General features: G+C 42.9%; 13 protein-coding genes and 1 tRNA gene. 6 read left to right on the plus strand and 8 right to left on the minus strand.

The features are described 5' to 3' along the window. Positions 1-64: 64 nt before the first annotated feature. Both B3L97_RS07390 and B3L97_RS07395 read right to left on the minus strand, forming a co-directional pair. Complete coding sequence (locus B3L97_RS07390; RefSeq protein WP_286934701.1) at positions 65-1,495, minus strand: aminopeptidase; 1,431 nt, start codon at positions 1,493-1,495, stop codon at positions 65-67. Positions 1,496-1,517: 22 nt separating this feature from the next. Continuing rightward, a complete protein-coding gene (locus B3L97_RS07395) occupies positions 1,518-2,045 on the minus strand; it encodes a ribonuclease H-like YkuK family protein (protein ID WP_024822003.1) in 528 nt (175 codons plus the stop codon). Between the two features lie 365 nt (positions 2,046-2,410). On the opposite strand from B3L97_RS07395, the gene B3L97_RS07400 reads away from it, so the two are divergent. Continuing rightward, positions 2,411-4,606 carry a methyl-accepting chemotaxis protein gene (locus B3L97_RS07400; RefSeq protein WP_286934702.1) on the plus strand — a complete coding sequence of 732 codons (2,196 nt, stop codon included), beginning with the start codon at positions 2,411-2,413 and terminating at the stop codon, positions 4,604-4,606. Between the two features lie 96 nt (positions 4,607-4,702). On the opposite strand, the gene B3L97_RS07405 is transcribed toward B3L97_RS07400, so the two are convergent. The 3 genes from B3L97_RS07405 to B3L97_RS07415 all read right to left on the minus strand — a co-directional run bounded on the left by B3L97_RS07405 (position 4,703) and on the right by B3L97_RS07415 (position 7,410). Beyond that, positions 4,703-5,401 (minus strand): helix-turn-helix transcriptional regulator, encoded by a 699-nt coding sequence (locus B3L97_RS07405; protein WP_286846828.1) that lies wholly within the window; start codon positions 5,399-5,401, stop codon positions 4,703-4,705. Positions 5,402-5,525: 124 nt separating this feature from the next. Next, positions 5,526-6,509 carry an ornithine cyclodeaminase family protein gene (locus B3L97_RS07410; RefSeq protein ID WP_024822000.1) on the minus strand — a complete coding sequence of 328 codons (984 nt, stop codon included), beginning with the start codon at positions 6,507-6,509 and terminating at the stop codon, positions 5,526-5,528. A 25-nt stretch (positions 6,510-6,534) separates the two neighbouring features. Beyond that, positions 6,535-7,410: a sulfite exporter TauE/SafE family protein gene (locus B3L97_RS07415; RefSeq protein WP_286934703.1), complete on the minus strand. Its 876-nt coding sequence runs from the start codon at positions 7,408-7,410 to the stop codon at positions 6,535-6,537. A gap of 169 nt (positions 7,411-7,579) precedes the next feature. Here B3L97_RS07415 and B3L97_RS07420 point away from each other — a divergent pair, with 169 nt between their 5' ends. The 5 genes from B3L97_RS07420 (at position 7,580) to B3L97_RS07440 (ending at position 10,915) form a co-directional block, all read left to right on the plus strand. Then, positions 7,580-8,296: a DtxR family transcriptional regulator gene (locus B3L97_RS07420; protein WP_024821998.1), complete on the plus strand. Its 717-nt coding sequence runs from the start codon at positions 7,580-7,582 to the stop codon at positions 8,294-8,296. Continuing rightward, the gene (locus B3L97_RS07425) at positions 8,274-8,504 is read left to right on the plus strand and encodes a FeoA family protein (RefSeq protein ID WP_024821997.1); all 231 of its coding nucleotides are present in this window, start codon (positions 8,274-8,276) and stop codon (positions 8,502-8,504) included. Before B3L97_RS07420 ends, B3L97_RS07425 begins: the two co-directional genes overlap by 23 nt. Before the next feature lie 88 nt (positions 8,505-8,592). Continuing rightward, positions 8,593-8,883 carry a FeoA family protein gene (locus tag B3L97_RS07430; RefSeq protein WP_286934704.1) on the plus strand — a complete coding sequence of 97 codons (291 nt, stop codon included), beginning with the start codon at positions 8,593-8,595 and terminating at the stop codon, positions 8,881-8,883. Positions 8,884-8,885: 2 nt separating this feature from the next. Further along, positions 8,886-10,472, plus strand: a complete 1,587-nt coding sequence (gene feoB, locus B3L97_RS07435) for a ferrous iron transport protein B (protein ID WP_286934705.1) — start codon at positions 8,886-8,888, stop codon at positions 10,470-10,472. Beyond that, complete coding sequence (locus B3L97_RS07440) at positions 10,397-10,915, plus strand: nucleoside recognition domain-containing protein (RefSeq protein WP_286934706.1); 519 nt, start codon at positions 10,397-10,399, stop codon at positions 10,913-10,915. Before feoB ends, B3L97_RS07440 begins: the two co-directional genes overlap by 76 nt. Positions 10,916-11,152: 237 nt before the next feature. Here B3L97_RS07440 and pncA read toward each other — a convergent pair whose 3' ends face one another. From pncA to B3L97_RS07455, 3 genes are all read right to left on the minus strand, one after another. Beyond that, positions 11,153-11,734, minus strand: coding sequence for a bifunctional nicotinamidase/pyrazinamidase (pncA, locus tag B3L97_RS07445; RefSeq protein ID WP_286934708.1), 582 nt, complete (start codon positions 11,732-11,734; stop codon positions 11,153-11,155). A 156-nt stretch (positions 11,735-11,890) separates the two neighbouring features. Beyond that, positions 11,891-12,577: a class I SAM-dependent methyltransferase gene (locus B3L97_RS07450; protein WP_286934709.1), complete on the minus strand. Its 687-nt coding sequence runs from the start codon at positions 12,575-12,577 to the stop codon at positions 11,891-11,893. 320 nt (positions 12,578-12,897) lie between these two features. Continuing rightward, positions 12,898-12,974, minus strand: a tRNA-Arg gene (locus tag B3L97_RS07455). Positions 12,975-13,296 lie beyond the last annotated feature (322 nt).

The raw sequence follows: 13,296 nt of genomic DNA on the forward strand, positions 1-13,296 counted from the left end.
TTTTATATTGAAGAAAGGCTCTGTACGAAACAAGTTGTCTTATATGGCCAAAGATATTCCGACGTTACCTTGATTGAAGAAAGGCTCTGTACCCTTTCCATGCCATATATAAGTCAACTTTGCTAATAAGCTCCCATGGAGCGTGCATAGAAAGTACCGGCACGCCGCAATCGATAACGTCAGCCCCGCGATTTGCCAAAATATAGGCGATGGTTCCGCCGCCGCCTTCATCTACCTTTCCAAGTTCACCAGTTTGCCACACAACATTGTTCTCGTCGAAAAGGGAACGAATATGAGCCATAAATTCCGCGCTGGCGTCGTTAGATCCATATTTTCCCCGACTTCCTGTATATTTCTGCACAACTACGCCATTCCCCATCAAAGAAGCGTTTCGTTTATCAAAAGGCTCGGGATATGTAGGGTCGAAAGCTCCGTCCACATCAGCAGAAAGAACCTTACTATTACTAAAAGCACGGCGGAGCAAGAGTTCTGAATAGTGCTCGTTCTCCAGAGCCAGAAGTTCTGCCACAACATTCTCATAAAAAACAGATTCCATGCCGGTGCTTCCCATACTCCCAATTTCTTCCTTATCGACAAAAAGAGCAGACGCAGTGTAAAGGGGGGATTCTACATCAAACAATGCCCGTAAAGCAGAGAAAGAACAAGATCGATCGTCGTGCCCATATCCCAATATAAGTCCACGATCAAGCCCTGCGTCACGAGCTCTTCCTGCAGGTACTATTTCAACTTCAGCAGAGGTAAAATCGGCCTCATCAATGCCAAAAACTTTCCCCAGTATTTGCAATACGCCAAGTTTTACTTTCTCTTTGATATCCCCGTCTTCCACAGGGATATGGCCTAAAATAACATTCAGATTTTCACCTGTAATGCCCTCATTCATATTTTTCTCGGCCTGAACCTTACCAAGGTGAGGCAGTATATCGCTAATAACAAAAAGAGGATCGTCCTCTTTCTCCCCTATATTGACAGAGACAACTGTTCCGTCTTTTTTAACAAAGACACCATGAATAGCAAGAGGCAATGTCGCCCATTGATATTTCTTAATACCACCGTAGTAATGAGTTTTCAGAAGAGCTAATCCGCCCTCTTCATAAAGAGGCTGTGGTTTTAAATCCAGGCGGGGAGAATCTATATGACTGCCGACTATGCGGAGTCCTTCTGACAGGGATTTACTGCCTAAAACAAAAAGCGCCACGGCCTTTCCTCGGTTTACCGCCATTACTTTCATACCTGGCTCAAGCTTTTTTCCTGCTTCTATTACGTTGTTCAGATCTACAAAACCGGCTATTCGAGCCGTCGCCACTATTTGTTCTACACACTCCCGTTCTATCTTCCCCTTATCCAAAAATTGCTTATACTCCTCTGCCAAAGAAAAGACATGGGATTTTTCTGCATCTTTTAATACCGACCAAGCACTAGAAAAAGAATGGAAACCTTTTTCTTTATATTTTTCATCCAAACTAAGATTGTTCACTCCTGCGCCTCCCGCTGTTTAATCAACTCGCTGTTACTTCAAAAACATTGTTTTTCTGAACAAGAGGAACTTTAGTAAGGCGATCTGCCACAGTACTGGCGCCGCACGCTTCTGGTTTGGTTCTACAAATAAAGCCGCACCCTTTGACCATACCTGTTACAGCGCTTACTAAATCTCTCGTAGCGCCATTTTCTCCCACATCAACATGAATTTCAATACTCCCCATATGTTGAAAGAAACTATAATCCTTCACTTTAAGCTCATCAAGAAAACGGGTCGCTAAATCAAGACTCAAAAACACTTCAGTAAACATACGTTCCCGAAGCGAGTACTTCTTCACCTCTCCTCGAGATTCATAAAAACAAATTGCACCGTAACCAACTCGATGCACAATAATAGTGGAGACAAAAACTGTTCTCCTCTCGCGATGCACCTGAGAATCTGTCCCGATAATGAAACGGTATGTTTTACTCTTATCACCTGATACGAAATCCATAACCTTATTTATAGCTTGGCATAAACTAAGGCGACCCCACGTTGGGCTCCTCAAAATATCCCTCCTCCCCCTTAAAAATGATCTCTTTTAGTAAAAAATACGTTTTTTTAATTACCAAAAAACAACAGTAGAGTAGCATTTATTTCACTTTTTCACAAGTTATGCTTCTTTCTGGACATAGTAATGACGGCACCTATTTCCCCATATAAGTAAGGATGATTTCCCAGTTAACAATAAGTCTCAATACTCATATACAATAATTCGCTTAATTTATAACTGTGTATAGCACTCAAAATATAGCCAAACAATAAAAACTAATAATGTTTTATTAAGCACTACGCTCCTAACAATAATAACAATACCTAGCATAATATACATGTTCAATATTAAATAACGCTATTCTATAAGGAGGTAGTCTATTGAAACTCAAACTTCAGGGCAAAATGCTCCTCTATTTTCTCTCCACAGTCACGATCATACTCGCATTTTTAATTGGTTTTATTGCTTTTTCCGTGCATGGAAAAACATTGAAGGCAACAAAGGTTCTTGTAACGGAAACAGCTCGTTCGTCAGCCTACGCTATCGCCTCAGAAATTGACAAGGGACTTATTACCGCAGAAGCTCTCGCCAAAAGCATATCTGGCATAGACCGACAAGATAGCCAGGCCCGACAAAATGTGTTAGGGATGCTTGAAAATGTTTTAAAAGAAACGCCCCTCGCTTTTACCGCATGGGTCGCCTTTGAACCAAACGCATTTGATGGGAAAGATTCTATGTATGTGGAACGCGACGGGTATCAGGAAACTGGCCGTTTTATTGTAGATTTTGTCAAGAAAAACGGACATATTCAACGTTCTTTTGACATAACAGAATCTTTGTTAAGCAAAAATGGGGAAGGAGATTTCTATATCCTTCCTAAAAAAACTGGAAAAACTGTTGTTATGAACCCCTATCTTTATAATTATTCTGGGCAAAAAGATGATTTTGAGTTTATTACAAGTATATGCACCCCTATTTTTTTAAATGGGGGAATAGCCGGGGTCGTCGGTATAGATATTGATTTAGCTACAGTGCAAGAGATAGTGAAAAACATCAGCGTTGTGGAAGGAAGTACGGCCTCTCTCTATTCCAATAATGGAACTACCATCTATCATGATAATGAAGCGCTTATTGGTAAGAACTTAACAGAACGTACTGATGATTTAAAAGATGTTGGAACCATTTTAACGCATATTCAAAAAGGTGAGATTTATAATATTATTGATTTCTCTAATGCCCTCAGCGGGGAAGCCTATAAAATTTATTCTCCTGTACAATTAGGCAATACGGAAACCCCCTGGAGCCTCAATATCCAGGTTCCCATGTCAAAGATAAAAGAAGACGCCATCATCATGGCTCGCAATACTATTGCGGCCTCTCTTGTTGGGCTTATCATTTTGAGCCTCATCATTATCCTTATCACCCGCACTCTTGTTCGCCCAATTAATGGCGTATCTCAAATGTTGCAACAATTTTCCCATCTTGATTTTTCTTCTAACCAATCTCTGTCATGGATGAAGCAATATATGAAATCAAAAGACGAGATTGCACAAATGCTTCATGCCATGTTGAATCTACAAGAACATCTCTCGGGAATAATAAATGGGCTTCAGGAAGAATCTCAGCGTTTCAGCTCCAGCGCTGAATCTCTCGCAGCTCTTTCTGAAGAATCGGTAGCTTCCATGGAAGAAATAAAAGCCTCTGTAGATCAAGTAGCTACCTTGGCAGAAACAACAAGCGCAGCAGTAGAAGAGACGAATGCCGGAGTAGAAGAAGTAAGTTCCAGCGCGACAAACGCAGCCAAGTCTGCTACAGAAGGTGCCGAAGCAACTGCTCGAACCACGCAAATCAGCAATGCCGCTACTTTGGAAGTTTCTACAGTTGTTGAAGAAATCACAAATGTAGGGAAGCGCTCGAAGGAAACAGCCCAGAGCATGAAAGCTGTTGCAAATGCAGTTGAAACTATTACTCGTTTTGTAACAACCATCCAGACTATAGCAGACCAAACCAATCTTCTGGCTTTAAACGCCGCTATAGAAGCAGCACGGGCAGGAGATGCCGGTCGAGGCTTTGCTGTAGTAGCAGAAGAAGTACGAAAACTTGCTGAAGAATCTGGCGTTGCTGCTGGTGAAGTGGAGACACTTATTAACAATCTACAAACCCAGACTAAAAACGCTTTGACGTCTATAGGCCAGGTCGATGAAATCGTAGAACAAACTATTAATCGATCAGAGAAAGCTAAAAAACAGCTGCAAAAAGCCATGGAGGAAATATCGCACGTAAACGATGTTATGCAAAATATAGCCGCCACAGCAGAAGAGCAAGCAGCATCATCGGAAGAGATGGCAGCTGGAATCGACCAAGTAACCCAGTCGACCGTTCAAGTTGTAGCCTCAGTGGATACGATACGTCAGGCATCTGAAGACACTGCCAAAGCAGGTGAACAAGTTGCTGTAGAATCACAGAGTCTCTCGGAAGGAGCCCATCGCCTGGGAGAGATGATTGCACAGTTTAAGATAGATAAAAACAATCTTTCCCGATCCTTAACCATAGCGGATCAGAGCATAAAAAAATAAAAGAAGGAAAAACTGAAGTGCACCTCCAAATGTTTGACTTTATGTCTAGCTTTTGGGGTGCACTTCGCACAAAGTAGTCTCCTTTTATGTAACACCTTAATCTTGAGAAGAATCTTCATTATTATTGTCATTATCGCCAGTTCGTATCTCTCTTAAATAGCCGTAAACAGTATAACGACTTTTCCCCAGCTCTTTACACAGAGCCTCTACAGCTCCCTTCAACCTAAAGAACCCTTTAGACTTCAAAAATGACATAATCTCAAGTTTTTCCCTTTTAGTAGTGTAACGTAAAGGGCGTCCGCCCCGTTGTTGGCGCGTTTCCTCGAGGATTTTTTGCAAGAGAGAGCCCGAAGAAGGGACAAAAGTTTCTTCGGCAACCTGAGATGCTTTTAAAGGGACGACACAGGTCAATTCTGTTCCTAAATCCTTTAAAATTTGAGCTCGGGTCATATCGTAGTTAATACATAAAAAACCAATAATCTTTTCGTTCCCATCTCTTAAGAGAGTTACGCTTGATCGTAAAGGTCGCCCGTCAGAGGCATAAGAAGGGTAGTTAGCTATATAATGAACGCCTTTATATTCCTCTTCACTACGAAGCAGGTACTCACCGAAATCTGTTAAAGGAGAGTCTTCTGTCCGTCCCGTTAGTTCCCCATGAGCCATCGCCACAATTTGATGCTCTTCGCCGGAAACGTCATGAAGAACAACCTCATAGTCAGGACCTAATGTTTCACTTAAAGTTTCTACAATAGCAATAATAGGCACTAAATAAGGATGGCATTTTTTTCGCTTCACTTGATCCATCTCCCTATAAATGAGGGCGGGGAAGCACCCCGTCCTCACATTGTATCATGCCTTTTTAAAGCTACTGAGATAATACTATAAAAGGAAAAGAGAGTCTGTCGATGGAATAGAAAAACTACAAAGAAACTTCTTTCCCTACCCCAGCCTCCCGAGCCTTCTGATATATAGTAAAAGCCGCGACCACATCGAGAGTGGCAAATCCTACAGTTTTAAACAGTGTAACGTCTTTTTCTGTGGATCGTCCCTCTATGTCCCCTACAATCAAACCTCCCAACTCTCCGCTAATTTTTTCGGGAGCAAATCTTCCTTCTTTTATAGGGATAATAAAGTCTCCTGCCTCTGCCAAAACAGCTTCTCTATTGTCTACGAAAACTTTATCCGCTCTTTCTAAGAGACACGAATCAAGCTCCTGCATCTCAGGAGTATATGCTCCAACCCCATTTATGTGGGCTCCATCCATAACCAATTTGCCATTAAATACCGGCTTCCTCGATGTGGTAACAGAGGTAATTATGTGAGCACCCTCGACTGCTTCATCAGAAGTTTGAGCTGCTATAATCCTCGTATTAAATTTTTTGGAAAGGGGCTTTTGGGATTCGACAAAGCGTTGGACTCGTTCTCTATCTACATCAAAGATCCTCACTTCTTCTAGATCGCGAACTGTCAACATAGCTTCCAGCTGAGTGGCAGCCTGCCCTCCGGCGCCAAATAATGCGCCAATGGAGGCATCTTTTCTCGAAAGCAGTTCTGTGGCGGCTCCCGCAATGGCACCGGTGCGTATTTGTGTAAGAGTCGTTCCTTCTATAATGGCCGAAACGACGCCAGTCTCCCCATCAAGCAAAATCATTGTTGCAGGAACTGATGGCAACCCTTTCGCCGGGTTATGGGGGAAAACAGAAACAATTTTAACTCCGCACGTATTTATTTCTTTCGCATAGGCCGACATAAAAAGACTTTGCCCTGTCTGAAGTGTGAAATTCGTACGCAAAGGAACCTCGCTTAGCCCTCGATAATGCATTACAAAAGCTTTTTTATCAGCTTCTATAGCGTCTCGCATAGAAAAAATTTTCAATATATCTTCCCTGGAAATTAATAACATAATAATTCCTCCCTAATAAATATTTTTATGCTACTGCTTTCCTCTTGAAGAACTCTTCATAAAGCATGGACGCTCCAGAATAAAGGACTACAGCCGCAATAACCCACTGAAGCATAGAGAGATTAAGACTTTTAACGATAAAAACGGCCGCGAGGACCCCTGCTATTCCAAAGACACTGGAGAAAAACGTAATTTTACGGCCATATTGACCAAGACGAACGAACTCCATGGCTCCCATAGGAACGGAAAAAGTACAGGCTCCCATCATGATCGGGAAAGCCACTGCAGGGTTTACGCCTAAGGCATAAATAGTAGCCATTGTAGGAGCATATGAACCTATGCCAACGTTGTTAAGAGCTCCATAAATGAAAAGGAGAACAAGCGCAACGTAGAGCTTCCCTCCACTCAAACCCACTGCTTCTCCGCCAGAAGGAACAATATTCAGCTTTCCTGCCAAAATAAAAAAGGCGGCAACTACAAGCCCTGTTCCCATAAAGATACGGATAGTTTTCGCTGGAAGCTTTACTACAAAGCGAGGACCTATATAGGCACCTAACATTTGAGCAACTATGCAGGCTACCAGCGTTATGGGATCCACATGGATAGCAGATATGTATGCCAGCGCCATAACAGCAACAGGAATGGCACACTGAGTATTCAACGTCCCTGGTAATTTGGTATCACTTACAAGTTTCTTGGCCCTGTACATGATGGTAGATAAAGCAAAATCAGAAATTCCAAAGGTCGAAAGAAAGAAAATAATAGCCCCCCAAATAGCTAGAAAGACATTATTTCCAGGTTCAGCCCACGCCTCTTCACGGTGACGAAAGAAGTCTCGAGCAAAACGTACGGCGTAAAATCCATTCACAAGTGCAATCAACGCTAACAGAACCTTTACCATACCCATCACTCCTTTGAGTTAGTTTCCATATTCGTTATATATATCACGTTCACAAGCATTGTATCCTAATTCAACATCATTTTCAACATGACAATAATGTGTTGAGCCATAAAAACATCTTGACAGCTATAGTTTGATACACTAAACTTTCTTAGAGAGAAAAAGGGAAATGAAGGAAGGGATTGCTATTCTATCGGCTCGAATAGAAGATTACTTAGAGGCCATTTTTGCCTTGGAAATCCATGGACAAGAAGCAACTGTAACCGATTTAGCTGAACGCCTGAAAGTGACAAAAGGGACAGTTGTTTCTGCCATTAAAAAATTAGTAGAAGCAGGCTTTCTCGACCATGAAAAATACGGGGCTGTCGCTCTTACTGAAAATGGGCGAGAGAGGGCCTTGCGTGTTTACAGGCGGCATGACCATCTTAATTTTCTTTTCTCCGAAATTCTAGGAATAGAACGTTCTAAAGCATGGGCTCTCGCTTGTATTATGGAACACGAAATGGATGAACAGACAGATGGTCGGCTTCTCGCTTTAACAGACTTTTTCTGTCAAGCTCAACGAGAAGGGGCTGCATGGTTTAATGATCTGAAAGCAGAAATGGATGATCCTTCTCGACTACCCTGCCCTCTTGTAATGCTAAGGCCTGGAATGAAGGGAACTATCAATAGAATTACTGCTGATGGTCCTCTGCGCAAACGTTTACTGGAAATGGGGCTCGTCCCGGGATCTATTATTACATACATACAAACCTCTCCTCTCGGAGATCCTATTGAGTTTGAAATACGAGGCACACGTTTGGCTTTGCGCCGAAGCGAGGCTGCCACCGTATGGATTCGGCGTGTAAAGGAGGATGACGCTTGTGGTTCCACTCCATCTCGTTAAAGAAGGGGCGCAAGTGAGGATAGAAAGGCTTACTGGGGGATTAGCCTTCCGGAAAAGGATGGCTGAGCTTGGATTGTTGCCTGGCGCGTCCTTTACTGTACTTCATAAGGGAGGTGGCCCCTATTTGCTCAAAGTAGGAGAAAGCCGCCTTGCCCTTGGGCAAGGAGTAGGCGATAGAATTTTTGTCCGAGAAATAGAGAATCAATAAAGGCGGCACTTTTGGGAGCTACGCTCCTTTTTTTCTTAGTAAAAAATAGTTTGATGAATCAAACTATTTTTTTCGAGGTGGTGAAAATATGAGTGAATCCGAATTACTGCCTCTTAGTGAATTACCGGCAGTGAGCCTTGCGATTGTTATGCGAATAGAAGGACATCCAGAATTAAAAAAGAAAGTTTTAGAAATGGGTCTTGTTCCTGGCACTCCTCTGGTAGTGCAGCGGAAAGCTCCTCTCAACGACCCGATTTCTGTGGCTTTTCGTGGTTATGAACTGAGCCTTCGCATATATGAGGCAGAAACGGTTATGGTAAAAAAAGTGAGTTGCGGTGGATGTAATGGAGAGTGCAGCAAATGCTGGGGGTGTCATTAAGTATGGGGAGTATTACGCTGGCGTTAGCCGGCAATCCTAACACAGGGAAAACAAGTCTCTTTAATGTACTTACAGGCTCTCATCAACACGTAGGAAACTGGCCTGGTGTAACAGTAGAACGGAAAGAAGGGCACTTTAAATGGGGGGACACGGCGTTCTCTCTTGTGGACCTTCCTGGTATTTATAGCCTTGGAGCTTCTTCGATTGATGAACAAGTAGCTTCGGAATTTCTTTTGCGGGAAAAGCCAAAAGTTACTATCACAGTAGTGGACGCCTCTAATCTAGAGCGGAGTCTTTATCTCGTACTGCAAATGTTAGAGGCTGGACAACCTGTGGTTATCGCCCTCAATATGACTGACATAGCCCAAAAGAAGGGTATTCATATAGACGTGGAGGAACTGGAAAAACAGCTTGGCGTACCTGTAGTTCCTACCGTAGCCCGAGAAAACAAAGGCATTCAGGAGTTAGTAAAGGCTGTAAAAAAATACGTGGAAACTCCCGTTGAAAAACACGGCATAACTATTCCTTACGGTAAAAACATAGAAGACACTTTGAAACGGTTAGCAGAAGCTGTTAATCCATTAGTAACAAGAGAAATAGAAATATCAAAAGATATCGCAGCCCTTCGAATAGCTGAAGGAGATGCCGCTATATTCTCTCTTCTGGAAACTCTTGATAACGACAAAACTATCCAAAAAATTCTAGAAGAAGAGAACGAAAAGCTGGAAATGTCGCTTGGTTATGATCTCCTCACAGCTGTTATAGAGAGACGGTGGAATTATATATCTACTCTCACCGGGAAAGTAATGAAGAAAGATTTGTCTCTAAAAGAAGATGTAACTTTGTCAGATAAAGTAGACCGAATTGTAACCCATCGCATATGGGGACTGCCCATTTTCTTCCTTATTACATGGTGCATGTTCCGCCTCACCTATGCAATAGGAGACCCTGCTGCTGACTATCTAGATCATTGGATAGGGATCTTAGGTGAGTATGCTTCAATATTCATAGAGAAATGGGGGCTCCCAACAGTAGTAGGGAGTTTTATCTCTGGCGGAGTTATCGGCGGTGTAGGGTCGGTGATAGTGTTTTTCCCGCATATCTTCATTCTATTCGCCTTTATAGCCATCTTGGAAGACTCCGGTTACATGGCCAGAGGTGCTTTTGTGATGGACAGAATAATGAGGGCTGTAGGCCTCCATGGAAAAAGTTTTATCCCTATGCTTATGGGGTTCGGGTGTAACGTTCCTTCTATTATGGCAACTCGCGTTTTAGAGCGCCCAAGAGACCGAATGATCACTCTTCTAGTCTTACCCTTTATGAGTTGTTCTGCCAGGCTCCCTATCTACCTCTTGTTTGCTGGAACCTTTTTCGGCAGAAATGCCGGGACTGTTGTTTTTTCTCTCTATGTACTTGGTATTGTTGTTGCTGTTACATCTGCAAAACTTTTGGGGAAAACCCTGTTCAAGGGGGAATCTTCCCAATTTGTTATGGAGTTGCCCCCAAACAGCACGTGCCACAGGTACGTGCTGTTTGGGGAAGTGCGTGGGAACGAGCAAGCCTCTTTCTTAAAAAGGCAGGAACTGTAATTTTTAGCGCTGTAGTGCTTGTATGGATTCTGGCCAGCCTTCCCTTCGGCGTAGAATATGGTTCTTACAACAGCCTTATCGGCCATGTCGGGCGCGCTATGGCTCCCCTCTTCGCTCCAGCAGGCTTCGGCTTCTGGCAAGCCACTGTCGCGCTCCTCCTCGGCCTCCTTGCTAAGGAAGTTGTGGTAGGGACCTTTGGAGTACTTTTAGGGGGAGAAGAAGGCCTTGCAGCTGTCTTACCCACTCTTTTCACCCCTTTAAGTGCTTACGCATTCTTAGTTATGACATTACTTTATATCCCATGTGTAGCAGCTATAGCTGCCTTTAAAAGGAAAACAAACAGTTGGAAATGGACCTTTTTCTTAGTAGCCTACACAACAATCGTAGCTTACGGACTGGCTGTCCTTATATATCAGGGTGGCCGTATGTTTGGGCTGTCGTAGATAAAGGACCTTTTTCATACAGTACCTCCCCTTCAAAACCAGCACAGCGAAAGGGCTCCTTACTAAAGGGGCCCTTTCGCTCCAGACTAAAGACAAAATCAACTGCATTTGGGAGTACGCCCCGAATGCAAACCGTTCGCTTCTATCTAGAAGTGGTTAGCAAACACAAGTGGTCACGAACAATGAAGCGCATTGCTTCTTATTGGCAAATGATTGGCGTAGGTGTTGAAAATTATATTATGATTCAACCACATCATGGCTTGTAACAAGCCGTGCACCCTTTGCTTTTAGTTCTTCCAAGGCTTTACAGCTATCGTCTTCCTTTACATTGACACCCTTCATGCCATCAGTAACAAGGTAGACATCAAATCCATGAGATAAGCCATCAAGGGCTGTGCTCTTCACACAATAATCAGTGGCTAAGCCACAAACAAAAATTCGCCGGATTGACTGGGCATGAAGTTTTTCCAATAAATCGGTACCCTCAAAAGCGGAATAAGCATCTTTCTCGCAACATGTTCCTTTATCTATAATAAAAGCCGTGTCGGGAACAATGAGACCAGGATGGAAAGCTGCCCCTTTCTCTTCTTGAACACAATGGGGAGGCCAAAGACCACCCTGTTTTTTAAAACTTATATGATCGGAAGGGTGCCAATCGCGAGAGAAGAAAACTGGAATTTTTCGATTCTGAGCAAGCTGTACAAGACTATTAATAACGGAAATTATAGCATTGGCCCCACGAACAGCGAGACTCCCCCCTTCGCAAAAATCTTGCTGCACATCCACTACGATCAGAGCATCACCAATCGTTAACAACATTTAAACACCACTCCCCCTCTTAAGATTATGAAGCATGAAAGGTCCCTCTGTTCGACCTGCTTTCCAAAACGCAATCCAATGGAATATGTTAAATATGTCTACGAGAGAGAAATCAGACCATAAAAGCCGAAGCTTCCCAAGAGATTTTAACGTTCTTTATGAAGAAACCCTTTTCTTTTTCTCTATAACTAAAAAGAGGCTTGAGTCATCTACTTCTTGGATCAGATATGTATAACTAGTCTGTTCTGCTAATTCTTTAAAATCCTCCGGGCGACAAGTATGCGCTACGAAACCATCTTTACATACAATATGTCCATCTTTGGTTTTTTCCATATCAATCTCGCCGAGCAACCCTTTATCTGCCTGCTCATGGAACCAAGCTAGTCTATGATTCCAAAATTTAGCGCTATAGGTACTAAAATAAGCTCTTCCTCCTGGAACAAGAACTTTAAGGCTCTGGGCAATAAGATTACTTTCATTCCCTTTTAGGGCGGAAATACCGTTCTGGAGGCAAAGAACAACATCAAAAATTGGCCCGAACTGGAGCACATGGGCATCCATCACTTTTATTTCGCAGTTCGAGCAACCTTTTAAATACTCCTCGCCGAACCTTACAGAATCTGGAGATATATCTATTCCCATTATAGAAGCCACATGAGGAGCCAATTCCTTCATGATTCGCCCATAACCACACCCTAATTCCAATACTTTCTCATGACCATGTACATTGCGACGAACAAAATCTATTTCTTCCCGCAAATACTGCTTAACTCGATCAATATTAGTATCGTAAACTTGAAACAGCTTCGCCGAACTCAGGTTCTCTGCGTAGTAGTTACTCACCTCACCACCTCCACTGAACTCTGATGGGCACATACAAGCAGGACTATTTTACTATGTTTTTGAAATATTATTAACAAGAGGCACTTTAAGAATGAGGAAAAGCTCTTATTATCTGAGTCGCCTGCCAAGCAAGAACCCCATGCCTGCCATCTGAGAAGCAAGAACTACGTATTGGGGGAAGTAAGATAGAAGGGCGCAATCTGCTTAATCACAATAAAAACTTACGTAACGCTGTGAAGAAAGCTCTGTAGATCTACGGGCAAACTGCCATTGCAATAAAAAAACCGCTCTTCATATGAAGAGCGGTTGACGAATCTAAATGGCGTGCCAGACAGGATTCGAACCCGTGACCTTCGGTTCCGTAGACCGACGCTCTATCCAACTGAGCTACTGGCACATCTTGAACGGAGGAAATATTACCACGGAACAGGCATTCATGCAACCTTTTAGGGGATATTTTACCGTATTTCCTTCGAGATGAAAAGCTCGTGCAAAGGGGTAGGCCGTCGTTCTAGAATCGCACTACAATTTTAAGCCCCCAAAAGCCACCCTGACATTTTTAAGGAATTCTCTTTCAATGGGAGGGATTCTGCATGTCCGGAAACGTGGCAAGGCTTTTTCACACCGAGGAAACATGGCAACAAACGGTAGAACGATACATTTTGACAAGGGAAATTGAAGAATTGTCGCCTCGAACTCCCATAACTAAATTCACCGAT

The sequence above is a fragment of the Aminobacterium sp. UBA4834 genome (assembly GCF_002400205.1).
Classification (GTDB): Bacteria; Synergistota; Synergistia; order Synergistales; family Aminobacteriaceae; genus Aminobacterium; species Aminobacterium mobile.